Here is a 24,854-nt window from a genome sequence, read left to right on the forward strand (position 1 = left end):
AATCGCTGTCATGCAGATCGTAATCAACGGCGCGCTGCCGGAACCGGCCATCGCGCGCGAACTCATTAAACACTTGCCCCAGAAGGCCCCTGCGCTGATTCAACTACTGACTCAGGGCACAGGCACCCTGTCGGTACGCGACCCAGCGACGGACCTGTGTACACCCGCACAATCCTGGCTGTTGCAGGCCCACGGTTTTACGGGGGACCAAGCCCAGCATCTTAGCGCAGGTCTGGCCCCTTTGCGGCTACGTCAGTTGAAACAAATCCACTCGGTAGCACCGGATCAGCCTGTCTGGCTGGCCGAACTGGTACACATTGCCCCGTCACGCGAGGGCGCCATGCTGATCCCCGCCGACCAATTGGCCTTGTCCGAATCCTACAGCCGAGCCTTGTTGCAGGCCATTGCTCCGTACCTGGACGACACTGGCTTTCAATTCGAGTATCTCAGCCCCGAATGGTGGCGCGTCACACCACCGGCTGATTTTACGGTGCAAGCGGCCTCAACAGAACTGGTCAGTCAAAGCAATTTGAACAATTGGTGGACTCAAGATGTGCAAACCCGCCCCTGGCGTCGTCTGATCAATGAATTTCAGATGCTGGCCTTTGCCCTGCCCGACAATCGGCAGCGCGAACAGGCAGGTTTACCCAGTGTCAACAGCTTGTGGCTATTTGGTGGGGCGTCCTGCCAGCAGTTAGGCCGCGAACCTGGGGACTTGCATCTAGTGGATGATTTGCATGACAGCTTGATACGGCAAGACTGGGGGCTTTGGCTTGAACAACTGGCCCAATTGGATCGCACCCTGCTTGCCCCCTTGCTCACAGGGCCCATGCCAGAGCTGGTGTTGACCGGACTGGACCGCTACGCTCACGTCGGTCCCGCGGCGCGCCGTATCTGGCCTTTTTCCCTGTTCAAACAACACTCTAACTGGAGTCAGTGGTGGTCACCCCTATCCTGAAAACCCGTCCCGTCCAAGAAGCCGCCAGCCAAGCCCTGAAACAGGCCGGAATTCACGATTTAATGGCCCGCTTGCTGGCCTCCCGAGGAGTGACAGACGCCGCGCAGATTGATCCAGCCTGGCGCAATCTGATTCCACCTGCCATGCTGACACAGGCCCGTGAGGCCGCTGCCCTGCTGGCCGATGCCATTGCCCGTCGTGATCGCATGTTGATCATCGCCGACTACGATTGTGATGGTGCCACGGCCTGCGCCGTAGGCCTGCGCGCCCTGCGCAGCATGGGAGCCATTGTGGACTTTCTGGTTCCCAACCGCTTTGAAACCGGCTACGGCCTGTCCCCAGCGGTCGTCGAACTGGCCGAGCAACACCCCTCGGGCAAGCCGGATCTGCTCATCACCGTCGATAACGGCATTGCCAGTATTGAGGGCGTCGAGGCTGCCCATCAGGCAGGAATGAAGGTGCTGATCACCGATCACCACTTACCGGGCGATGAGTTGCCCGACGCGTTGGCAATTGTGAATCCCAACCAGCCCGGCTGCGCCTTTCCCTCCAAAAACCTGGCCGGCGTCGGGGTCATTTTTTACCTGATGCTGGCCTTGCGTGCCGAGCTGCGTCAACGCGGCGTTCTTGACGCCAATGGTGGCCCACGCCTGAACGAGCTGGCCGATCTGGTGGCGTTGGGTACGGTGGCCGACGTGGTTAGTCTCGATGCCAACAATCGCCTGATTGTCACCCAGGGGCTGGAGCGCATGCGCAAAGGCCAAATGCAAGTGGGACTACGGGCGCTATTCCAGGTGGCCGGTCGTGACCCCCGCCAGGCCAGTGCTTTCGATCTGGGTTTTGCCTTGGGCCCACGTATCAATGCCGCGGGTCGACTGGCCGACATGGCCTTGGGGATACGCTGCCTGATTACGGACGATGAAGACGAGGCCGCCCATTTAGCTCGCGAACTGGAGGAGATGAATCAGGATCGTCGATCGATTGAGCAAACCATGCGCGAAGAGGCACTGCGTGCAGCTGAACTGGCCGAGCCGGAGACCAGCGCCACGGTCTGCGTTTATCATCCTGAATGGCACCAGGGCGTGGTGGGTCTGGTGGCCTCCCGCCTGAAAGAAAAGTACTGGCGCCCGACCCTGGCTTTCGCCCAAGGTGATGAAGGCGAAATCAAAGGCTCAGGCCGCTCCATTCCCGACGTTCATCTGCGCGATGCACTGGATCTGGTCTCTAAACGCTATCCTGGCCTGATTCTGAAGTTTGGCGGCCACGCCATGGCAGCCGGGCTGACGATTGAAGAGGACAATTACGATGTCTTTGTGCAGGCTTTTGATGAGGCCGTGCAAGAGCTCACTGGTCGCTTCCAATTTGACCCCGTCATTGAAACAGACGGCTCCCTGGAGCCTGAGCACATCAATATCACGGTGGCTGGAATGCTGCAAAAACAAGTCTGGGGGGCAGGTTTCCCAGCACCCGTATTCCGCGACCGGTTCTTTGTTCGCCAGCAGCGCCTGCTGAAAAACAAGCATTTGAAACTGAACCTGGAGCGTAACGGCGAATACTTCGATGCCATCTGGTTCAATCGTGACGCCTTGCTGCCCGAGCATATCGAAGCCGCTTATCGCCTGGATCAAAACGAATGGAATGGCAATGTCAGTGTGCAATTCATTATTGAATTCGCTCAGGACTGCCCCATCAACCCAGCGGGCTGACCAAACCCAATCCCCTGCCCGCACCCCATTAACGTTCGCTATCCCTTGATTATCGCCGCACAGGGATAGCGCACTCCAGATGAGTTAACTCAAATGATCACGGAAGAACCCGCGGATGCGTTCATAGGCCGCTTCGCGGGCAGCCGGATTGGCTCCTACATGCACCCTTGCCTCGCCATTAACACCGTTGGGAACATTTTTACGGACGTAAACCTCATTGTCGCTGTCAAAGGCATGATAGGCACCTTCATACACGCGCAGTTCAACGGGCTCGTTGCGCTGCTGACTACGGGTAGCCAACTCTCGGCAGGGCTCTACCGGCGTCCAATCGTCTTTCTCGCCCGCTAAAATCAGCAAGGGGCCATACGCCGAAAACTCGGGACGCTTGCGCGACTGCCAGCCGCAACCTGGATACAAAGCCACTGCTGCTGCAAATTGCTGGCCCGAACGCCTATACGCTTCACTTGTCGCATCCATTACCGACAGTGCCCCGCTACCCCCGTGCGAAAACCCGATGGCGCCGATCTTGTTCCTAACAATGTCGGAGCGCGAGTTCAGGTATTGCAAGGCCCCATAAGCATCCAAGACCCGGTGTCTGTTCTTGATATCCCGATCCGCAAGAGGAGTCGTGCATATCTGTGACACGCCGCGTGGATTAAAGCTGTCCACCATCAACACCGCATAGCCCATCTCGTTGAGCAACTGCGCCATTTTGGTAAATCGCGGGGTGATGCGCCCGGTCTTGGCAGATAATGCTCCGGCGCAGCCATGAAACATAACAACAGCAGGAAAAGGCGCCTGAGCGGCCGGCTTGAACAGGTATCCGTCCAGCGTTAAAGCCTGATCTCCCTTCCACGTATCAAGGCTAGGAAAACTAAGCTGCTCGGGCTGCACCGGTTCTCCCTGCGCCACTCCCAGCATGGTCCCGCCCAGCACCAAAGCCAAGGCCGCTGCAATCAGGCCCCTGAACCGCGAACCAGACCTACGCGTAAAGCCGCTGGCTGTCTGCTCTGCATCCATCCGATTATTCACCAGGCTCTGTCTACTGTTTTTCATCGCCACCACGACCAGGAAATCTCGTTCAGAACATAAAGCTTGCTGCTGTCACCAAGTGGTACGGCGACGATGCAGCTTCATCCCTAGTGCAACATAAATGAAAGTGTGATTCAACCGAGCTTGGCAGGCCTATGGACGCTATTGATTGCCGTGACCGCTTGTCCCTTAGTGCTCTTTGCTCACACTCCCCGCTACTGAGACAAGGTGTAAAAAATGATCGGCCCTTTGCTTTAATTCTTGTTAGAACCTATTTACATCCCACATCAACATTCATAGTCGATTTCGCTCTACTTGTCCGACATCGTGCCTTTCAGATGCGAATTTGGAGACTGCTCAGGTAAGGCCCATAGGGCCATGAACAATGAGGTGCCGCCCCCTAACAACGCACTCACCCAATCCTTTAGACCGGGAAACACAAACATATTCCAAAATAAGGCAGTCAGCGCCCCCAGAAGGGTAATCAATAAGACACTAAGCCCTGTTTTTGGAGGTTGCACTACGCTATAGAGCAAGGCTAATAGCAGCGCTGGAACACCATAGAAAATAAGCGCATTGAGTGCGGCCAGCAAAGCACCTGCCATACTGCCTACCAGCACCACCCATATCTCATCCCCGGTCTGTGACCCCGACAAGGCCAGCCACACCCCAATAAATGGGCCGGCCAGCACGGGGCACAGCAAGAAACTCAAAAATACACGCCAGCGTGGGTGCGGACTCATGGCTTACCCCCCTGTTTCTGGCTATACCTCAGAAGTCGAAACATAAACAAACCTCAGCCCTTATCACAAGACGAATTAAATGATTCGCCGCTAGGGTACTTAAACAAATCCCTTAATACTATCAAGAGCAGCAATGGCACTGTTGGTGCCGGTAGCTGCATCCAGGCCACTGCCCATTAGAGCAGATTTGTCGACCCGCTTGAAATGGTTTTTACGACCTGAAGCTTTGCTCTCCCCTAGATGGAGGCAAAACAACTATCGCCGTTATCAGCGAAAATATTGCCCCTAATACGAATGCCTTTGACTGTATATTCTGCAAAATTAATGGATAAGCATGTTGAAATCTAGCTGATAGATCATTTCCACCCAACCCAAAAACATACTCTGTCCAAGCATAGGCTGTAGAACCTCCACATATAAAAACGAGCAAGTAACTCAATGCCCCTCGTTTTAGCTTGATCCAAGCATAAAGCGCCCCCAAGATAGCTGCGGGAACCACTTCAAAGAACAGGGCAACAGCCATAGAGAGCAGCAACATTACGAACTGAAGCCATACATTCAACAAAATCCCTACGGTATCGGAAGCAGGCATCGTGAATAGAATTGCCAATCCCATACACAACCCTCCCCACATAGGAACGAGAGAGAAAGCCAATATGACTCTCAATACAGGATACTTACTCATGGCTTACATCCCTGCGCTTCACTATATCCAAGTAACTTGCAACCAAAGCGAACTCGTGATGCATAGTCCAGAATATCAAAACCTGAAATTCTTGATGCTGTTCTGAAAATAATTCTTTCGGTAAGGTATTTTTCATGGATTGGCTGAAGAATTTTCTGCTCGCTCATTAATTGGTTGATATCCCAAGACACAACATTATTAATCGTTTTATTATACAAATTGCTGAAATTACTAAACCCAGCATCCATCAGTGAGTTACCCGCTTCTGCTCGCCACTCATAAATGGAGGGTGCATTTACGCCAGCCAATAAAGACCCCATCAGAAAAGTGTAACTAGATCCACTTCCATCTGCACCCAGCCCCGTCAGGAACCTCCTCGATACATCTTCCGCACCCCCATACCACTTCGCCCCCGAACCAATGTTCTGCTCATAAAGGTCCGATGCCCCAAAGAAATCCGCACGGTTATCAATGGTGTTGTAGTACAACGCAAAGCGCGACTCTGCTCCAAGGCTGTTGTAGACATAATCAAAGGTGTTTTTGGACGAACGAGTCACGTCTCCATTCAATAAGGCCCAGGCATCTTGCATGGCAATGTACTGCGTGGCCGTATTGACCGCCGTACGACATGCATCACCAAGCGGATTGGCCGCGCAAAGCGCATTCATTTCTTTATCTAGAAACTGACTGAGCCGTTCAGCCTCTTGCTGGCTGGCCTTCTTTTGCTCCTCGGAGGAACATGTCTTGCCGCTCAGGCAGGCTTTCACTTTATCGACCGAAGATTGCGTCAGATAGTTGTTATCAAGAGCAGCAATGGCGCTGTTGGTGGCGGTAGCCGCCTCCAGACCACCGGTTGCACTGATACCGGCCATCAGCGTTGCAATCAGATTGCGCTTCGCTTCTTTTGCCTGCGCCGTCTCTCCCGGTTGATCCAGGAACAGATTGGTCAACAAGCTACTGCTTGCAGCGCCTAGTGCCCCGCCAGCACAAGCTTGATCGCTGGCCGCCGCTCCCGCACATGCCAGCACACCATGCAAGGCGGCATGCAAGGCGCTGCCTTCGGTCAATGTGCCATCTTTAACTAAGCCGCCGATAAACCCGGCCCCTTGCTGTTGCAGGTAATTGACCACCAGATTCTGGGCAAACTGTGAGGAGGCGCCTGTCACATTGCCCCCCGCGGCCGCCGCCAGGGCTGTCAGCACCTGACGGCCTGCACCACCCGGGGCCCAGATTGCCGTGGCTTTTAGCTGTTGTTCAAGCGCCGCCAAACGGGCAGGATCACGCTCACCTTCCGGCTTGCTCCGCTCACGATCCAATGCATTCTTGGCGGCTGTGGCGTCTTTGGCCCGATTGTTCAGGAATACGCCGGTCTCACGTTGCAAAGCCCCGACAATTTCAAAACCCGCCTGAATTTCCTGCTCATTAAAAATCGGCTTAAGAGCATTGCTGCCGTCCTGGCTCGTCAATACGTCACGGTTCAAACTGGCCAGACGCTCATCCAGTGTTTCCCCTGTCAGAAGCTGTTGCTTAGCTTGATCTGTAATGGTGATTTGGGCGCCACTAATACCGCTAGACGTGGTGCTGCCACTCTTGCCGCTGGCCGCCATGGTTAGGCAAGGTGGTGCCAGGCACCTGCTCCCAGCCCAATCACGGAACCCGCTAAGTTGCGCTCTTGAAGCCAGCTTGTGGACGGCCCACCCACATGACCATAATAAGCACCCACTGATACACCGATTTCATTGTGCCAGGCCCAGCCACGCTCACCCATGAGCATCAGCTCACCATCAAAGCCACGCACCGAGTAACGGCCACCAATAAAACGCTGGGACTGATCCCCCTCCAGCCCGATCTGTGAAATAGGAAAACAAGGACTTTCCTTGTCAGGCAATTGCTCGGGAGCGGGGATTTACACAGGCGGCAAACGCACATCAGGCAGGCTCTCTTGCTGCTCACGCAGGACACGTTCCCGTTCCTGCTGTCGCAACAACTCTTGCGCCATGCCATTTTGTGTCTGCGCCAAGGCAGGAACAAACGGCGCAAACAAAACCAGCAAAGGCCACCTCTTGGGCCAAACCGTGCCCCTCATCACCCATATCCCTTTTCGTAAGCATCAATATTTTTTTCTAATACCAGGAAACTGGCGGGGCTAATGATACCCGAGTAAACAAATGATAGGCGCGACAGTAATACCCTATAGAAATACTTACGAATCAGGACAATTTGAATGGCTAGCCATCAGGACAATCTGGCTTCTGAACGCTGCGGCAAAGTCGCGAGCACCAAGCCCGCCAAAGCCAGGATGAAAGCGTACACATGCACGGTGGTGAAGCTCTCCCCCAACACCAGCACACCCACTGCTGCGGTGCCTAACGGCATCAGCACCATAAACACTGCAGCTTGCGAAGCAGGCACGGAGCGCACACCCGTCATCCACAGCCAAACCGTCCAGACACTGGCGGCCAAAGCATAAAAAACCAGCAGCGGCCAGATCCAGCCTGCCGGTGCCGTGAAATCAAAATCCCAGGCGGCGTATAAGCCTAGTGGCGTAATCAGGGCCAAACTGCAGAGATTAATGATCGCGCTGATACGTTTGGGGCTAAGCATGGCAGTCAGGCGTTTGCCAATAACGGCGTAGGCCGATTCGCACAGGACCGCACAAAAAATCAGTGCATTACCCAACCACACTTTCCCTGGCTCCAATTGATCCACCCCGTGCTCATCAGCCTGCACCCAAGCCAACAAAGCAATCCCCCCCATGCCCAAGACCAAAGACGCCCACGTACGCGGTCCTATGCTTTCTTTTAGAAAATACCAGCTGAACAAGGCCACCATGCCAGGGATGGCCGACAAAATAACGCCCGCAGAGACCGCACTGGTCATGCTGATGCCCGTCACCATGCAAAGAGTGAAGAGGAAATTGCCCAGGAAGGATTCCAGAAAAATCAGGCCTCGAGTACGCAGGTCCAGTGCGGGCTCCGTCGATGGTTTGCGTACCCAGCGCAGCATGGCTATTGCGCCAATGCCAAAGCGTAGCCAGGCCAGCAAAAACACTGGCAACGCTGCGACCAGGGGCCGCGTCAGGGCGATATAACTGCCCACCAAGGACATGGACAAGGCCAAACACGCGTAGGCCGTCAGACGTGATCCCGCTCTCTTCACCCACCCTCTCCTAATACACACATTCGCCAGGCAGCTAATCAAAATACCACGGTGACCAGGGTCTACAATACGCCCGAGCTCGACCTTCCTGGATAAAAGACATGGCCTGCCATGTTGCCCGTTTCGCTCACCGCCGCCTGTACCCCTGACCTTACCCAGATCTGCTGTACGGCACTGTGTTGCCAGCGTTTTATCCCACCCCTGCGGAACGTCGCGTCGCCAGTCCTTAAGCAGGATTGCGATGTAGGGCCGGGCCAATCCGGCCCGATCCATGCTGCTCCCCGTCACAGACTAATCCGCATCGTGCCAGCCTACCGGCCAGCCGTGCTCCTTGAAGGAAATTTGATCATGCAGGCTATCGCCCGCCTGAGCCGTTTTGTTGGCAATACCTTTGCCATCTGGGTTCTCCTGTTTGCCATTCTGGCTTACTACTTCCCCGACCACTATCGCTGGTTGGGCGCCTATATTGTTCCACTTCTGGGCATCATCATGTTCGGCATGGGACTGACCTTGTCACGTCAGGACTTTGCCGAAGTGTTTGTCCGGCCCGGCCGGGTGGCCATCGGCGTACTGGGTCAATTCATCATCATGCCCGCCCTGGCCTGGTTTTTGACCTACGCTTTTTCTCTGCCACCCGAACTGGCCATTGGCGTGATTCTGGTGGGTTGCTGCCCCGGCGGCACCTCGTCCAATGTCATGACCTTCCTGGCTCGTGGCGACCTGGCCCTGTCAGTAGCCATCACTTCGGTGACCACTTTGCTTGCGCCCATTGTGACTCCCGCCCTGATCTACTTCCTGGCCAGCCAATGGCTGGAAGTCAGCGCCACGGCCATGTTCTGGTCCATCGTTCAGGTGGTGATTCTGCCCATTGCCCTGGGCATTATTGTGCAATCCCTGCTGGGTGAGAAAATCCAGGCCGGCGTGGCCGCCCTGCCCCTGATCTCGGTAGTGGCCATTGTGGCTATCGTCGCTGCGGTGGCGGCTGGCAACCAGGCCAAAATCGCAACCAGCGGCCTGCTGGTATTTTCGGTCGTGGTCATCCATAACACGCTGGGCTACCTCCTCGGTTATTTGTTGGCCCGCCTGAGCGGCATGCCTTTACCTCAACGCAAAACACTGGCAATTGAAGTGGGCATGCAAAACTCCGGACTGGGCGTGGCACTGGCCAGTGCCCACTTTTCGCCATTGGCCGCTGTGCCCAGTGCCATTTTCAGTGTCTGGCACAATATTTCCGGACCTCTGGTGGCGACAATCTTCCGCCGCATGCGCAACGACAAGTAAGCCGTCACTGCCGCATTCAGGAACTTGAGTTCAAGACCTGAAAAGGGCGCTCCACAGAGCGCCCTTTTTACCTTTCACCTACCACCTACCGTTAGACGCTCAAACGAGCTTATCCCTTACGTCTTGCGCGACGACACATAAATACCGCCCACAATCAGCAAAAAAGCCGCGCCATGGTAGGGCTTGGGCGTATCGCCCAGAATAAAGACGGACATCAACGCGGCAAAGACAGGCATCAGATTGACGAAAAACCCGGCGGTGGCTGCACCCACGCGCTGGACCGCGACCCCCCAGCATCGGAGAGCGATCAGAGCCGGCCCGGTACCGACATACAAAATAGCCAATACCAGCCCCCAGGACCAGTCGATATGCCAGTCGGTAAACTTCCACTCCATGGCGGCAAACGCACCCGACCAGATCAACCCGAAAAAGACTTGTGCCATCACCACTGTCGCCCAGGTCTGAGCGATGACCCCCTCATGGCGCCGCGTGCTAAGCATCCAGCTGTACACCGCCCAGGCAATGGTGGCGATCACCATATACAGGTCGCCCGGCACAAAACGAAACGCCACCAGTTCCTGCCAGTCCGCCCGGGTCAATACCAGTAGCACGCCCAGCAAAGACATCAGGCCGCCCAGCAACTGACGGCCATTCACGCTGGACTTGAAGAACAAACGCCCAATCACCAGCATCCAAAACGGTAAGCTGGCATTGACTAGCGTCACATTGATGGGAGAGGAGCTCTGTAGCGCCAGGTATTGCAAGGCGTTATAAATCCCTATGCCCAGCAAACCCAGGATGGAGTAACGCTTCCAGTTGGCCCACAGGTTGCTGTTGCGTTGCAACACCTGCCGCCCCACAAAAAGCAAAATGGTAAACGCGACCAGCCAACGAAAAAAATTCAGGGTAATGGGAGGGACCTGATCATGAATCAGGCGCCCTACAATCGCATTGCTTGCCCACAAAATCGTGGGTAATACCAGTAAAGCAGTGGTGCCAGGGGTCAGTTTCTGAGTGCTCACAAGCATGTCCTAAAAAACAGCAACGGCGCATCTGATCCCTCTTCAGATCAGCGCTGCGCCGTTACGATGGGCCTAGTATATAGGCAAGAGCGGCCTGCTCTCTACGCCTGGACCGGACCGTTTGCACACGCATGAACTGGTCAATCTTTGACCAATCCATAAATATTATTTATAATCATACAATTGTCACGTCATGGCGCCGACTGAATACCATTGGCCCATCCCATTCACGCTCGTCTGGCTTTCACAACAGCAGATGCAGCTACCCAGGGTAAATCGACCTTGAAACACCCCCACTTTTGGGAATAAGGCTTGACCTGTTCAAGCGCCCCAAGTGCATTACTTGGCACCACAACCCGTATCGTTGACCGCATGGGCCTGTTCCAGGCGGCGCAATGCAGGTCTACGTTCTTGGCAAGTCGTCGTGTTTTTGCCCGCTTTTCAGGTATGCAGATTCCGTCTGCACAGGCGGGTTCCCCTCATGAACGCTGGGCATGTTTTCAATTTGATCAACCCGACCCTGTCCGGAACCCCCTGCTCCTGACAGACACTGTTTCGCCCCGATTTTTATGGGCCTAGTCCCAGGCTGGACCTTTGATACCCTTACCCGGTTTGTCGGTCTGCCTTGTGGCTGAGCCTGTCCCCGTCCCGCCCTGCAGGGCCAGACGGGAATTATTATTTTTAAAGGAGTCCCGATTTATGGCCAAAGAAGAGCTACTTGAAATGCAAGGTTCCGTCACCGAAATCCTGCCTGACTCGCGCTTTCGTGTCACCCTGGACAACGGTCACGCAGTTATCGCCTACACAGGCGGCAAGATGCGCAAACACCACATCCGTATCCTGGCTGGCGACAGCGTCACTTTGGAAATGTCGCCCTACGACCTGAGCAAAGGTCGCATTATTTTCCGCCACCTGCCCAAACGCGTTGGCGCTCCCAGCTCCGCGCCGCGTCGCAGCCCCCAGCGTCGCTAAAACCTATCGCCACACCCCTGTCACAATTAGATGCAAAGATAACCGTGCCTGACAGGGGTGCGACAAACGCCATCAGCGCTTAGGCGCACCCCACTTTACTGTGGGAGTCGCCTTGAAAAAACTACTGACGCTCAAAACAGGCTTTATCGCCTATTTTGCAATCCTGAGCCTGTTTTTAGTCCTGATGCTGATTGCCCTGCAGCACCTGAGCAACAGCATCGAACAACGCAAGCACCTGGAAGCACAGCGCCATCAAACCACAGCGCTCAGCAAAGACTTCAAACGCATCAGCGAATTACTGAGCCGGCAGGCTATCGCGTTTGTCTCCAGCGAGCAGATCGAATTCCAGGAAAACTTCCGCCATCTGCTGGCGGTGTTTACCGGTGCCCAGGCGGATCAGGAGGGGGTGACCCTGAGCATGCTGGAACGCTTCAACGATCTGGACCTGGAACCGGCCGAACAGAATCTGCTGCGCTCGGCCTATGATCAGACCCTGGCATTGAGCCAAGTTCAGTTCGAGGCCATTCAAACCGCCAGCGGCCAGTTTGAAGACAGCAACGGCGCCATCCGGATCGCCTTGCCCAATGCCCTGATGGCCAAAGTGCTGGTGTTCAGCCAGCAATACATTCAGGCATCCACCCAAATCACCCACACGCTCGACCAGTTCGAGCATCAGTTCAGCGAGCGCCTGGATCAGTCCCTGGGGTTGGCCGGTCGCAGCAGTGATCGCGCCTTCAGTTTGGCCCTGGCCGCCCTGGCGCTGTTCTTCATCGCCAGTACAGTCGCACTGCGCCTGCTGTACCGCTCCATCAAGCAGCCCTTGGACCAGGGTGCCAATCTGGCCAAGGAACTGGCGCAAGGCAAACTCAATGCCCAATTGAGCGTGCGTCGTCACGACGAGTTTGGCACCTTGCTCACCGCCCTGAACGGCATCGGACAGGGCGTACAAACCGTTGTGCATCAAATTCGTGAACAAACCGGTCTGATCCGGGAAGGGGCGCACGCGATCGTACTGGGAAGCCAGAACCTGGGCACACAGATTCTGGAGCAGTCGACCGAGCTCAACCAGACTGTCAAAACCATGAATCAGTTGGCCGACACCGTAAGACAAAATGCCCGGCAGGCCCAAACGGCAGACCATCTGGCCCAAGATACCTCCAGCCAGGTCGCACAGGGCAATCTGGCTGCGCACACCCTGCTCGAGACCATCAATGCGATTGCCGATAGCTCGCACAAAATGAGCGAGATCACCAAGCTCATTCGCAGTATCGCCTTTCAAACCAATATTCTTGCCTTGAACGCCGCGGTGGAAGCGGCCCGCGCCGGTGTGCACGGCCATGGCTTTGCGGTCGTCGCTGCCGAGGTACGCAACCTCGCCCTTCGTTCCACGGATGCCTTGCAACAGATTTCCACCCTGATCTCCAGCTCGGTGGAACAAACCGAACAAAGCTCGGCGGCGGCGCGCGGCATGGCGCAGGTGATGGCCAGCACGCAGCACAAGGTCAATGAAATGCGCCGTATTGTGGCCGACATTGCACAGGCCTCCCAGGATCAGGCCACCCACATCGACTCAGTGAACCAGGCCATGACCCATCTGGACCAGCAAGGCCAGAGCAATCGCCAACTGCTTGAACACAGCGCCCACACAGCCCAGGAACAACTGGAGCAAACCACGTTGCTGGCACAGGTCGTGGCGCATTTCAGCCTGGATCAAGCTCTCTCCGAACCGGCGCCTCACTCCCAAAGCACCGTATCAAACCGAGATTCCTACCCTTCTGCACCCGTCTATCGTGCCGTCGCTTGCACAATGTCCGGTTCCTGAGCGGCCAATACGTGCCATAGACCGCCGATAAGGGTAAAATCGGAAGTTTGCCGCGCGCCGCCTTTGCAGCGCTGGTGCGCATGGCACCTCAAACATAGGAAAGCCGCTGAATCATGGAATCGGAACGACTTAATCAACTGGAAGCCCGCCTTGCCGATTATTCGGAGCGGGAAAATGCCTTACGGAGGTATCTTTGACTACGATGAAAAAGCGCATCGCTTGCACGTAGTCAATGCCGAACTGGAAGACCCCAACGTCTGGAACGACCCGCAACGAGCCCAGGATCTGGGCCGCGAGAAAAAAAGTCTGGAAAACGTGGTGCATGTGCTCGATGCCTTGCACAAGGGTCTGAAAGACTCGCAGGATCTGTTTGAACTGGCTGCGATGGACGATGATGATGCCACCATTGCCGCCATCGAGGAAGATTGCGCCGCCATGGCCAGCCGGATCGAAGAGCTGGAGTTTCGCCGCATGTTCTCCAACCCTGCCGACCCGCTTAACTGCTTTATGGATATCCAGGCCGGCGCCGGTGGTACCGAAGCCCAGGACTGGGCCTCCATGTTGCTGCGCATGTACGTGCGCTATGCCGAACACAAAGGCTTCAAGGCGGAAATTCTGGAACAGTCTGACGGGGACGTGGCTGGCATCAAATCGGCCTCCATCAAGATTGAAGGCGATTACGCCTATGGTTTTCTGCGCACCGAAACCGGGGTACACCGCCTGGTTCGCAAGAGCCCCTTTGATTCGTCCAATGGTCGCCACACCTCGTTTACCAGTGTGTTTGTCTACCCGGAAATTGATGACTCCTTTGAAGTGGAAATCAATCCGGCCGACTTGCGTATTGACACCTACCGCGCCAGTGGCGCCGGTGGTCAGCACATTAACAAAACCGATTCGGCAGTTCGTATTACGCACGAACCCAGCGGCATCGTGGTGCAGTGTCAGAACGACCGTTCGCAGCACCGCAACCGTGCGGAAGCCATGCAAATGCTCAAGTCCCGCCTGTACGAGCTGGAAATGCGCAACCGTATGGCCGAGCAGCAGAAACTGGAAGACTCCAAGAGCGATGTAGGCTGGGGACACCAGATCCGCTCTTATGTGCTGGATCAAAGCCGTATCAAGGACTTGCGCACCAATTACGAAATCTCCAATACGCAAAAGGTACTGGACGGCGATCTGGACCCCTTTATTCAGGCCAGCCTGAAACAGGGTATTTAAATGCACGCTTCCACGCTGACCATTTTGAGCGGTGCCTCGCGTGGCCTGGGCTTGTCCCTGGCGCGTCAGGCGCTGGCCGCTGGCCACCAGCTGATTACGCTGGCCCGCAGCGAGCTGCAGCTGGACGCGCCCCCCGGGGCGCACCAGCATCTGCAAGTGGACCTGGCCAGCGCGGAAGGCACACAACAGGCTGCCAAGGCTGTGCAGGCCTTGATCAGCCAGGCCCAGGCTCAACGCTACGTGCTCATTAACAATGCAGGCACGGTTGATCCTGTTGCGCAGGCCAGCCACCTGCTCGATGCCCAGGCCATTACACAGGCGCTGCAACTGAACGTCGCCAGTGTCATGAGCCTGACCGCCGCCTTTTTACAAGGCGCCCCCAAGGATGCCCAGCGACAGGTGCTCAACATCTCTTCGGGTGCCGGCCGCAAGCCCGTATCGGGCTGGGCCGTGTATGGAACCAGCAAGGCCGCGCTGGACTTTTACACACAGACCCTGAAGCTGGAAAACCCGGAGCTGGCCGTTTGCTCCCTGGCCCCTGGCGTGGTGGATACCGATATGCAAGGCCATATCCGTAACCAGTCCCGCGACCAGTTCCCGAATCTGAGCCGCTTTATCGACCTGCATCAGAAAGGGCAGCTAAGCAGCCCGGACGACACAGCCAAGCAAATTCTGCGCTATCTGGACAGCCCTGCCTTTGGCCAGCACGTTCTGGATGACATCCGCCACTACGAATAAGTACTGACACAATGACTGAACCGCTAGACACTTCCGCACCCGTTGTAGACGAGAACCGCCTGATCGCCGAGCGCCGCTCCAAACTGGATCGCCTGCGCGAGAATGGCATCGCTTACCCCAACGATTTCCGCCCCGATGTGCACGCTGCCGAACTGCACAGTCAGTACGGTGAACAGGACAAAGATGCCCTGGCAGCAATCAATAAAATGGTGAAAGTGGCTGGCCGCATGATGCTCAAACGTGTCATGGGTAAAGCCAGTTTTGCCACATTGCAAGATGCCTCGGGCCGCATCCAGATCTATCTGGACAAAGGCGTACTGGGCGAAGAACGCTACGCGGAATTCAAAGGCTGGGATATCGGTGACATCCTGGCTGTGGAAGGCACCGTCTTCAAAACCAATAAAGGCGAACTGTCGGTACACGCCACCAGCGTTCGCCTGCTGGCCAAGTCCCTGCGCCCCCTGCCCGACAAATTCCACGGTCTGGCAGATCAGGAACTGAAATACCGTCAGCGTTATGTGGACCTGATCATGGGTGAGCACACTCGCCAGACATTCCTTGCCCGCAGCAAGGTCATGAGCAGTCTGCGCCAGCACATGGCCCAGGCCGACTTTCTGGAAGTGGAAACCCCCATGCTGCACCCGATCCCGGGTGGTGCCTCGGCCAAGCCTTTTATCACGCATCACAACGCGCTGGACATGGAAATGTACCTGCGTATCGCTCCCGAGCTGTATCTGAAGCGTCTGATCGTGGGCGGTTTTGAACGCGTGTTCGAGATCAACCGCAACTTCCGTAACGAAGGTGTCAGCCCCCGTCACAATCCCGAATTCACGATGATGGAGTTTTACGCGGCCTACACCGATTACCAATGGCTGATGGACTTCACTGAAAATCTGATTCGCGAAGCAGCGATCAGCGCCTGTGGCACGGCAACCCTGCAATATCAGGAGCGCGAGCTGGACCTGAGCCAGCCCTTTGATCGCCTGACCATCACCGGTGCGATCATGAAGTACGCTCCGTCCTACACCCAGGAGCAGTTGCAGGACCTTCAGTTCCTGCGCACCGAGCTGGCGCGCTTGAAAGTGGACGTGAATGCGCCGCCATTGCGCGATGCGGGTCTGGGCGCCCTGCAACTGGCTCTGTTTGAAGAAACTGCGGAATCCAAGCTCTGGCACCCTACGTTCATCGTGGACTACCCCGTGGAAGTATCGCCATTGGCACGGGCCTCGGATACCCAGGAGGGCATTACCGAGCGCTTTGAGCTGTTCATCACTGGCCGCGAGATCGCCAATGGCTTCTCGGAGCTGAACGACCCTGAAGATCAGGCAGCTCGCTTCCAGGCCCAGGTTCAAGCCAAGGATGCTGGCGACGAAGAAGCCATGTTCTACGACGCCGACTACATCCGCGCACTGGAGTACGGCATGCCTCCTACAGGCGGCTGCGGTATCGGCATCGACCGTCTGGTCATGTTGTTGACCGATAGCCCCGCGATCCGCGATGTGATCCTGTTCCCTCACCTGCGTCGCGAAGACTGATCGCTGCGCCAGACTCGGCTCTCGCCCGGGCCGCCGCGCCGCGTTTAAGCGGCGCAACGGCCCGGGCGAGCGTCTTGGTGAACAGCGCTGGGCGATTGAACATCGCAACCCTGACAGCCATGTTCGCTCGTTGAGCCACTGACTCTGGTGTAATTCGGCATACCGAATCGACCGAAGCACCTCGTCAAGCCGCAACAGCCAGGTTGGATGCCCCCTTGCCTGGTGCACTCCATGCCTCCCGGACAACAAAAAGGACGCCTTAACGCGTCCTTTTTGTTGTCTGCTCAACGATCAATACATCGTGCGGTGCCTGTACGGACAGCGCATTCAATCCACCGGCAAGCGCATCACCGCCTGCGCCCATTTATGGGCCACTTCAGGCGAAGAAAAACACGAGGCTTTATCCGCCACCACACGCACCGCGCGTTCCAGCAACTGAATGTCGGCTTCGTGCTGGCGCGCCACGTGCGGATCTTCAAAGAAGATCACTCGCTGGCAACGGTTTTCCAAGACCAGCTCCGCAATTTGTGCATCGCCACCCAAAGGGCCGCTCAAGTAAGACTGAATCCAAGGTGTTTCCTTGGGCCAGCCTTTGGACCAGGCCAACTCGTTTAACAAGCGACTGGTCGTGCCCGTCCCCACACGCTGCCCAAATCGCGACAGCAGGTCAAAATGCTTGCTGGCAAAATCAACCATTTTCTCCTTGAGGGCATCATGCGCAATCAGGGCCAAGGTTTGATTAGGGAAGTCGAAAATACGTTTGCAGCTCGAGTCTGGCCACAAACCGCGGCTGACACGCTCTACTTCGATCCATTCAATGGCCCCCATCAAGGTGGAGATAAAGGGTCGACCATGCGTAATGCACTGACGCTTGAGCGCCAGGGCTTCCGGAAAAATGGAAGAAGGGTCCACCGGGTCGATCAAGTAAATGGCGCCATCAAACGGCGGCGTGCCGTCCGGGTTTTGCGTCACCCGGGCAACCAGTTTCATCAACCCTCCATCACGACCGTAGGGATAGCGAACCAGGCCGCCGTAACCTTCCAGCAGGCCCGAACGCTCAATCGCGTTGCAGGTACGCCCTACCGTATAGAGCTCAATCTCCAATTCGCGAATACCGCTGGCCGAACGCCGCAACCACTGAAACAGAGCCGCATCTGCCGAATCATGGTGCAATTGATTGGCCGCCAAACCGAAACGTAATGACATGAGTTCCTACACGGTAAACGATTCGCCACACCCGCAGGAGGCTTTCTCGTTTGGATTGATGAACTTGAAACCTTCATTGAGGCCATCGCGGCCATAGTCCAGACGCGTGCCATCGATGAAAGGCAGGCTTTTGGGATCAACAAACAGTTTAACGCCGTGCTCTTCAAACAGTTGGTCGCCTTCTACCGGCTCATCAACAAAATCCAGTTTGTACGCCAGACCCGAACAACCGGTCAGGCGCACACCCAAACGTAGCCCCAAGCCGCCACCACGCTTTTTTAAATGACGCTGGATATGTTCTGCGGCGGGCTGAGTAAGAGAAATAGACATAATCTGTTCCTTTCTATACACCTGAAGCACAATCAGCCTTCAGGCTTGGACAACTAAAACACGCCTTTGTTCTGCACCGAGGCAACGGCGGCCTGAACCGCCTCCTGGGCCAACAAAGCACAATGCACTTTGACCGGGGGCAATTCCAACGCCTGCTGCACGTCCGCGGACGAAAAGCAGGCTGCCTGCTCCAGACTGCGATTCTGCAACCACTGGGCGGCAAACGACGCAGCGGCAATGGTGCAACCACAACCATATGCCTTGAAACAGCTCTCCTGAATCTGGCCCTGGTCGGATACCTTGAGCTGAATACGGATGACAGCCCCGGTCTCATGGCTACCCGCCTCCCCTGTCCCGACATCAGCATCACTGCTGTTCATGACACCCACATGACGCGGGTGCAGAAAATGCTCCATGACGGCGTCACTATATCTCATTGTGCGCACGGCTCCGACGCAGACTCATCCCACAAGGGCGAGATGGCCCGCAGCTGTTCGACCACACGGGCGATGGCGGCGATCGTGTCATCCACCTCCTGTTCGGTGGTGAACCGGCCAAGACTTAAACGCAAGGAGCTGTGCGCCAACTGATCGCTACGACCCAGGGCGGTCAACACATAGGAGGGCTCCAGGCTAGCCGACGTACAGGCCGAACCGCTGGACACAGCCAGCTCCGTCAAGGCCATCATCAAGGCTTCACCCTCAATATGATCCACGCTGATATTCAGGTTATGCGGAACGCGCTGCTCCAAGCTTCCATTCAGGTAAAGATCCGGGATACTTTGCAGCCCCGCCCATAAACGATCACGCAGCGCCGTAATGCGCTGATTGTCCTGATCCATCTCCTGGGCAGCCAGCTCAAAAGCTCGCCCCATGCCGACAATCTGATGCGTTGCCAGAGTACCGGAACGAAAACCGCGCTCATGGCCCCCGCCATGGATCTGCGCTTTCAGACGCACCGCCGGCTTACGACGAACGTACAGGGCGCCAATCCCTTTGGGGCCGTAGGTCTTGTGTGCCGACATGGACATCAGATCCACCGGCCACTCCTGCACATTGATCGCCACCTTACCGGTCGCCTGGGCTGCGTCCACATGGAACAGCACCTTGTGCTCACGGCAGACAGCTCCCAAAGCCTGGACATCCTGAATCACGCCAATCTCGTTATTGACCAGCATGACCGAGGCCAGAATCGTGTCTGGGCGAATGGCTTGTGCAAACACCTGCGGGTCAATGAGTCCATTGGGCAGTACATCCAGAAAGGTGATTTCAAACCCTTCATCCTGCAAGGCCAGGCAGGTATCGAGCACGGCCTTGTGCTCCGTACGGAAGGTAATGATATGGCGGCCTTTGGCCTGATAAAACTGGGCGGCCCCTTTTAACGCCAAATTGATGGCCTCGGTCGCCCCCGAGGTCCACACGATCTCGCGCGGCTCCGCTCCGATCAGCGAGGCCACCTGGCGGCGCGCTTGGTCCACCGCCTCTTCGGCATCCCACCCGTAAGGATGGCTGCTGGAGGCAGGGTTGCCAAATCGTTCCGTCAACCAGGGGATCATGCTGTCGGCCACACGCGGGTCTACCGGTGTGGTGGCGGCATAATCCATATAGATACGCTGAGCGCGACTCATACAAAACTCCGGATCAGTAGCGGCGAGCGTCCACTACAAGGTACATTCTTCTGGCTGGCCGGCTTCCTGGGCGGCCATCTTGAGTTGACGCAAACGCTGCTGATCAACCAAGTCCTGCAAAGAGACGGAATCCAGGTAATCGACCATTTTACGACTAAGCGTCGCCCAAAGCTCGTGAGTCATGCACTCGCCTTTCTGCCCGTTTGTGCCTTGCTTGCAATTACCCTTGCCACCGCACTGGGTGGCATCAACGGGCTCATCGACCGCAAACACAATGTCAGCAACGGTAATGTGACGGGCCAGACGCGCAAGCGTATAGCCACCACCTGGACCTCGAACGCTATCGACCAGCTCATGGCGGCGCAGTTTGCCAAAGAGCTGTTCAAGATAGGAGAGCGAAATTCCCTGTCGCTGGCTGATGCCTGCGAGCGTCACCGGTCCACTTTGCTGGCGCAGCGCAAGATCGATCATCGCGGTTACGGCGAAACGCCCTTTTGTCGTCAAACGCATGATAGTTTCCTTGCCAAAGGCGAAAGCGGCCGGAATGCCAAAGGCAAATCCGACCAATTTGGTCCAGTATAGCAAATACAGGGGAAACTACCGTGCTTGAGCGCGTGTTTTTACACTTATACTGCAGTGTTATCGCGGCGCTCAGGCGGCACGGTAATGGGGGACGCGCTTGCGAACCAGTTCGAATACGCCCTGACAGGCATCCTCGATATAGTCCATGACCTTATTGAAGCCTTCCTGGCCACCATAATAAGGATCGGGCACGGTCGCCGCCTCGTAGTCGGTGGCAAAACGCATCAACAGCATGAGCTTGTGACGATAAATGGGCGGACACATTTGCTGCAAAGCAGCGTGGTTTTCCCAGTCCATGCTCAAGATAAGGTCGAAGTTGCGAAAGTCCTCGCGTTGGACCTGTCGGGCCTGATAGGCAGAGATGTCATAACCGCGTTTACGAGCGGCTATTTGTGCGCGTGTGTCAGGATGCTCGCCCACATGAAAGCCATGTGTAGCGGCTGAATCCACCAAAATATCTTCCGACAAGCTGGCTTGGTCGACCAGTTGGCGCAAGACGCCTTCGGCGCTGGGAGAGCGGCAAATATTCCCTGTACAGACAAACAGAACCTTACTCATAATGCGTCAAAGTCTGCGGGAAAACCCCAAATAAGGCAAGACAGAACAGAGCCTGAAACAGCCCCCGTCAACCGCTTTGAAAACCGCAAAACCGTATCGTTTGGAGGCTGCAAATCAGCGCCATACGCCAAGGATGGACGTATGGAATAAACCAAAGGCGCGGCACTGTTTGCTTAGCGGATCAAGGCCCTTGATGGGCTGAGGTAAATCAAGCAATACACCTGTGCGATGAAAGCGGATAGCCGAACCCTGTTTTTTCTGACTATCCGTCCAGAAAGAGTTGCAAATACACAACAAAACAATAAAAGAAGCGCTCCTTCGTTCAAAGAAGCGCCTTGATTTCCCCTGTCCGATCAGGCCTTGCGGCACATCACCCCATGAGCAGCTTGGCCTTGAGTCGTTGCAGCTTGTCGCGGGCAGCCGCAGCCTGCTCAAACTCCAGGTTGCGCGCGTGATCCATCATCTCTTTTTCTAAACGCTTGATCTCGCGGGCAGCCGCCTTTTCATCGCGGATCAGCTCCTCGGGAATGTCCTCGCGCAAACCGGCAGTCGGATCAGACGCCACCACACCATCAATCAGCTCGCGCACAGCCTTGTTGACACCACGTGGCGTAATGCCGTTCTCCTCATTAAAGGCAATTTGTTTGGCGCGACGCCGCTCGGTTTCCTCAATGGCCCGATGCATGGAATCGGTCATCCTGTCGGCATACATAATGGCTTTGCCGTTAAGGTTGCGCGCCGCCCGACCGATGGTTTGAATCAGGCTGCGCTCCGAACGCAGGAAGCCTTCCTTGTCCGCATCCAGAATCGCCACCAAAGACACCTCGGGCAAATCCAGACCCTCGCGCAGCAAGTTAATCCCCACCAAAACATCGAACACGCCCAACCGCAAATCTCGAATGATCTCGGCGCGCTCAACCGTATCAATATCGGAGTGCAGATAGCGCACGCGTATTCCGTTTTCGGACAAATACTCGGTCAAGTCCTCCGACATACGCTTGGTCAGTGTGGTCACCAACACCCGGTCCTGCTGGGCAGTACGCAGCTTGATTTCACCGAGCAGATCATCGACCTGGGTGGTAGCCGGACGCACCTCAATCTCCGGGTCCACCAGGCCAGTAGGCCGCACCACCTGTTCGACCACATTGTCCGCGTGTTCCTGCTCGTACGCGGCCGGCGTGGCTGACACAAACACGGTCTGCGGCATGCGACGCTCGAACTCTTCCAGCTTCAACGGCCGGTTATCCATCGCAGAGGGCAGACGAAAGCCGAACTGCACCAGGGTTTCCTTACGGGAACGGTCACCTCGATACATGGCCCCTAATTGCCCGATCGTGACATGGCTTTCATCGATGAACATCAGGGAATTGCGCGGCAGGTAATCAATCAGTGTCGGTGGCGGATCGCCCGGCGCCGCACCCGACAAATGCCGCGAATAGTTTTCGATTCCCTTGCAGAACCCCAGTTCCTGCAGCATTTCCAGATCAAAACGGGTTCGCTGTTCCAGGCGTTGCGCCTCGACCAGATGCCCTTCACGGGTCAGAAACTCCAACCGTTCACGCAGCTCCATCTTGATGGTTTCAATCGCCCGCAACACCGTTTCACGCGGCGTCACGTAGTGAGAACTGGGGAACACCGTAAAGCGGTTGAGCTTTTGCACCACTTTGCCGGTCAGCGGGTCAAACAGCTCCAGCTCTTCCAGTTCGTCATCAAACAGACTGACCCGCAAAGCCAGCTCCGCGTTTTCCGCCGGAAAAATATCAACCACCTCACCGCGGGCCCGAAACACCCCACGCTGAAAATCCAGGTCGTTACGCTCATATTGCATGGCCACGAGACGCGCCAGCAGTTCCTGCCGGGCAATACGGTCGCCTTTGCGCAAGGTCAGCACCATGGCGTGGTAGTCACCCGGATTACCTATGCCGTAAATGCAGGACACGGTGCCCACAATAATGGTGTCGGGTCGCTCCAGCAGGCTTTTCGTGGCTGACAAACGCATCTGCTCGATGTGCTCATTGATGGACGAGTCCTTTTCAATGAACAGATCTCGCGAGGGCACATAGGCCTCGGGCTGATAGTAGTCGTAGTAAGAAACAAAATACTCGACGGCATTGCGCGGAAAGAACTCGCGCATCTCGGCATACAACTGCGCTGCCAGGGTTTTATTGGGTGCCAGCACAATGGCTGGACGTCCCGTACGCGCGATGATGTTGGCCATGGTGTAGGTTTTGCCCGAGCCCGTCACCCCCAGCAGGGTCTGGTACATCAAGCCATCATTAATCCCTTCGACCAACTGCTCGATGGCTGCCGGCTGGTCGCCAGCAGGCAAATAAGGTTGGAAAAGTTTGAAGGAACTCCCCGGAAATTCTTGAAAGGCAGGCTCAAATTTCATGCTAGACACACTTTAGGGTAAGCCCGTATTATCACATTAATGCTTTGTTTTTCTACCTTTCCGCACTAACGCCCCCATATCATCATGACATCGCTCTTCGAAACCGTCGAACTGGCTCCACGCGACCCCATTTTGGGTTTGAACGAACAATACAATGCCGACGAACGCAGCGGCAAAGTAAATCTTGGAGTCGGTGTTTACTACGACGATCAAGGGCGAATCCCGATTTTGCAGGCGGTTCAGAAGGCTGAACAAGCCATGATGAGCACTGCTGCTGCCCGCAGCTACCTGCCCATCGAAGGGATCAACACCTACAATCTGGGCGCTCAAACCCTGTTGCTGGGCGCTGACTCCCCCGTCATTGCCGAAGGACGCGCCCTGACTGTCCAATCTCTGGGCGGGACCGGCGCACTGAAAATCGGTGCCGATTTCCTGCAGCAGCTGCTGCCCCAGTCCAAGGTCTACATCAGCGATCCAAGCTGGGAAAATCACCGCGCCCTGTTCGAGCGTGCGGGCTTCACGGTCGACACCTACACCTATTACGATGCCGCCACCCATGGCCTGAACTTTGAAGGCATGATCGCGTCCTTGCGCACCATGCCCGCCCAGTCCATCGTGGTGCTGCACGCCTGCTGCCACAATCCCACGGGCGTGGACCCCAGCATGGAACAATGGGCACAGATCGCCGAACTGATTAAAGAGCGTCAACTGGTTCCATTCCTGGACATTGCCTACCAGGGCTTCGGTGACGGCCTGGACGAAGACGCCAGCGTCGTGCGCCTGTTTGCCAAGCTGGGGCTGTCCATGTTCATCAGCTCCTCGTTCTCCAAATCCTTTTCGCTGTACGGTGAGCGTGTGGGTGCCCTGACCCTGGTCACATCCAGCAAGGATGAGACGTCGCGCGTGCTCAGTCAGGTCAAGCGCGTGATTCGCACCAACTACTCCAACCCCCCTACCCACGGTGGCAAAGTAGTGGCCACGGTACTGAACTCTCCCGAATTGTTCCAGACCTGGGCCACTGAACTGGCCGGCATGCGTGAGCGCATCCGCGACATGCGCGCCCAGCTGGTTGCCAAGCTGAAAGAGCACGGCGTCGCACAAAACTTCGACTTCGTTCTGCAACAGCGCGGCATGTTCTCCTACTCGGGCCTGACCGCCGAGCAAGTAGAGCGTCTGCGCCAGGAGCATGGGATTTACGCGGTCAGCAGCGGCCGCATCTGCGTTGCCGCACTGAACAGCCAGAACATTGACGTCGTGGCCAAGGCCATCGCTCAAGTCCTGAAATAAG

24 protein-coding genes are annotated in these 24,854 nt (G+C 56.2%); 9 read left to right on the forward strand and 15 right to left on the reverse strand.

Going from position 1 to position 24,854, the window contains the following annotated elements:
• Window positions 1–10: 10 nt before the first annotated feature.
• Window positions 11–958 carry a hypothetical protein gene (locus V6936_RS06440; protein WP_059317742.1) on the forward strand — a complete coding sequence of 316 codons (948 nt, stop codon included), beginning with the start codon at window positions 11–13 and terminating at the stop codon, window positions 956–958.
• Window positions 940–2,664, forward strand: a complete 1,725-nt coding sequence (gene recJ / locus V6936_RS06445) for a single-stranded-DNA-specific exonuclease RecJ (protein ID WP_059317743.1) — start codon at window positions 940–942, stop codon at window positions 2,662–2,664. The genes V6936_RS06440 and recJ overlap by 19 nt, the downstream gene beginning before the upstream one ends.
• Before the next feature lie 84 nt (window positions 2,665–2,748).
• Here the strand turns inward: recJ and V6936_RS06450 are convergent, their stop codons facing one another.
• From V6936_RS06450 to V6936_RS06480, 7 genes are all read right to left on the reverse strand, one after another.
• The gene (locus tag V6936_RS06450; protein ID WP_301607470.1) at window positions 2,749–3,720 is read right to left on the reverse strand and encodes a dienelactone hydrolase family protein; all 972 of its coding nucleotides are present in this window, start codon (window positions 3,718–3,720) and stop codon (window positions 2,749–2,751) included.
• A gap of 287 nt (window positions 3,721–4,007) precedes the next feature.
• Window positions 4,008–4,409, reverse strand: a complete 402-nt coding sequence (locus tag V6936_RS06455; protein ID WP_336579609.1) for a hypothetical protein — start codon at window positions 4,407–4,409, stop codon at window positions 4,008–4,010.
• 241 nt (window positions 4,410–4,650) lie between these two features.
• On the reverse strand, window positions 4,651–5,124 hold the full coding sequence (locus V6936_RS06460; protein ID WP_252606373.1) for a hypothetical protein: 474 nt from the start codon (window positions 5,122–5,124) through the stop codon (window positions 4,651–4,653).
• Window positions 5,121–6,731, reverse strand: a complete 1,611-nt coding sequence (locus V6936_RS06465) for a hypothetical protein (RefSeq protein WP_301607228.1) — start codon at window positions 6,729–6,731, stop codon at window positions 5,121–5,123. The genes V6936_RS06460 and V6936_RS06465 overlap by 4 nt, the downstream gene beginning before the upstream one ends.
• A gap of 2 nt (window positions 6,732–6,733) precedes the next feature.
• Window positions 6,734–7,012: a ShlB/FhaC/HecB family hemolysin secretion/activation protein gene (locus tag V6936_RS06470; protein WP_442892568.1), complete on the reverse strand. Its 279-nt coding sequence runs from the start codon at window positions 7,010–7,012 to the stop codon at window positions 6,734–6,736.
• Between the two features lie 18 nt (window positions 7,013–7,030).
• A complete protein-coding gene (locus V6936_RS06475) occupies window positions 7,031–7,210 on the reverse strand; it encodes a hypothetical protein (protein ID WP_336579611.1) in 180 nt (59 codons plus the stop codon).
• A gap of 149 nt (window positions 7,211–7,359) precedes the next feature.
• Window positions 7,360–8,283 carry a DMT family transporter gene (locus tag V6936_RS06480; protein ID WP_003801371.1) on the reverse strand — a complete coding sequence of 308 codons (924 nt, stop codon included), beginning with the start codon at window positions 8,281–8,283 and terminating at the stop codon, window positions 7,360–7,362.
• 348 nt (window positions 8,284–8,631) lie between these two features.
• On the opposite strand from V6936_RS06480, the gene V6936_RS06485 reads away from it, so the two are divergent.
• On the forward strand, window positions 8,632–9,564 hold the full coding sequence (locus tag V6936_RS06485) for a bile acid:sodium symporter family protein (protein ID WP_301607224.1): 933 nt from the start codon (window positions 8,632–8,634) through the stop codon (window positions 9,562–9,564).
• Window positions 9,565–9,680: 116 nt separating this feature from the next.
• Here the strand turns inward: V6936_RS06485 and V6936_RS06490 are convergent, their stop codons facing one another.
• On the reverse strand, window positions 9,681–10,592 hold the full coding sequence (locus tag V6936_RS06490) for a DMT family transporter (RefSeq protein ID WP_059317749.1): 912 nt from the start codon (window positions 10,590–10,592) through the stop codon (window positions 9,681–9,683).
• 693 nt (window positions 10,593–11,285) lie between these two features.
• Between V6936_RS06490 and infA the strand changes: the two genes are divergently transcribed.
• From infA to lysS, 5 genes are all read left to right on the forward strand, one after another.
• A complete protein-coding gene (infA, locus tag V6936_RS06495; protein ID WP_003801377.1) occupies window positions 11,286–11,558 on the forward strand; it encodes a translation initiation factor IF-1 in 273 nt (90 codons plus the stop codon).
• Window positions 11,559–11,670: 112 nt separating this feature from the next.
• Window positions 11,671–13,380, forward strand: coding sequence for a methyl-accepting chemotaxis protein (locus V6936_RS06500; RefSeq protein WP_059317750.1), 1,710 nt, complete (start codon window positions 11,671–11,673; stop codon window positions 13,378–13,380).
• A 113-nt stretch (window positions 13,381–13,493) separates the two neighbouring features.
• A protein-coding gene (prfB, locus tag V6936_RS06505) for a peptide chain release factor 2 (RefSeq protein WP_131071568.1) occupies window positions 13,494–14,598 on the forward strand; the annotation gives its coding sequence in 2 pieces (ribosomal slippage) (window positions 13,494–13,574 and window positions 13,576–14,598; 1,104 coding nt in all).
• The gene (locus V6936_RS06510; RefSeq protein ID WP_059317751.1) at window positions 14,599–15,336 is read left to right on the forward strand and encodes an SDR family NAD(P)-dependent oxidoreductase; all 738 of its coding nucleotides are present in this window, start codon (window positions 14,599–14,601) and stop codon (window positions 15,334–15,336) included. It abuts the gene before it with no gap.
• Between the two features lie 11 nt (window positions 15,337–15,347).
• Window positions 15,348–16,871, forward strand: coding sequence for a lysine--tRNA ligase (gene lysS / locus V6936_RS06515; protein ID WP_131071567.1), 1,524 nt, complete (start codon window positions 15,348–15,350; stop codon window positions 16,869–16,871).
• A gap of 327 nt (window positions 16,872–17,198) precedes the next feature.
• Here lysS and V6936_RS06520 read toward each other — a convergent pair whose 3' ends face one another.
• From V6936_RS06520 to uvrB, 7 genes are all read right to left on the reverse strand, one after another.
• Complete coding sequence (locus V6936_RS06520; protein ID WP_059317753.1) at window positions 17,199–18,077, reverse strand: methylglyoxal synthase; 879 nt, start codon at window positions 18,075–18,077, stop codon at window positions 17,199–17,201.
• Between the two features lie 6 nt (window positions 18,078–18,083).
• Entirely contained in the window at window positions 18,084–18,407 is a 324-nt protein-coding gene (locus V6936_RS06525; RefSeq protein ID WP_003801383.1) for a HesB/IscA family protein, read from the reverse strand.
• A gap of 53 nt (window positions 18,408–18,460) precedes the next feature.
• Window positions 18,461–18,844 carry an iron-sulfur cluster assembly scaffold protein gene (locus V6936_RS06530; protein ID WP_131071566.1) on the reverse strand — a complete coding sequence of 128 codons (384 nt, stop codon included), beginning with the start codon at window positions 18,842–18,844 and terminating at the stop codon, window positions 18,461–18,463.
• Window positions 18,841–20,034 (reverse strand): IscS subfamily cysteine desulfurase, encoded by a 1,194-nt coding sequence (locus V6936_RS06535; RefSeq protein WP_301607217.1) that lies wholly within the window; start codon window positions 20,032–20,034, stop codon window positions 18,841–18,843. Before V6936_RS06535 ends, V6936_RS06530 begins: the two co-directional genes overlap by 4 nt.
• Window positions 20,035–20,067: 33 nt before the next feature.
• On the reverse strand, window positions 20,068–20,544 hold the full coding sequence (gene iscR / locus V6936_RS06540; RefSeq protein WP_051010420.1) for a Fe-S cluster assembly transcriptional regulator IscR: 477 nt from the start codon (window positions 20,542–20,544) through the stop codon (window positions 20,068–20,070).
• Between the two features lie 141 nt (window positions 20,545–20,685).
• Window positions 20,686–21,177, reverse strand: coding sequence for a low molecular weight protein-tyrosine-phosphatase (locus tag V6936_RS06545; RefSeq protein WP_039943261.1), 492 nt, complete (start codon window positions 21,175–21,177; stop codon window positions 20,686–20,688).
• A 367-nt stretch (window positions 21,178–21,544) separates the two neighbouring features.
• Window positions 21,545–23,566 carry an excinuclease ABC subunit UvrB gene (uvrB, locus tag V6936_RS06550; protein WP_301607215.1) on the reverse strand — a complete coding sequence of 674 codons (2,022 nt, stop codon included), beginning with the start codon at window positions 23,564–23,566 and terminating at the stop codon, window positions 21,545–21,547.
• A gap of 84 nt (window positions 23,567–23,650) precedes the next feature.
• Here uvrB and V6936_RS06555 point away from each other — a divergent pair, with 84 nt between their 5' ends.
• On the forward strand, window positions 23,651–24,853 hold the full coding sequence (locus tag V6936_RS06555) for an amino acid aminotransferase (RefSeq protein ID WP_003801389.1): 1,203 nt from the start codon (window positions 23,651–23,653) through the stop codon (window positions 24,851–24,853).
• The last annotated feature ends 1 nt before the right edge of the window (window position 24,854 follow it).

It is taken from the genome of Alcaligenes sp. CHO6, assembly GCF_037120595.1.
GTDB lineage: Bacteria > Pseudomonadota > Gammaproteobacteria > Burkholderiales > Burkholderiaceae_B > Alcaligenes > Alcaligenes ammonioxydans.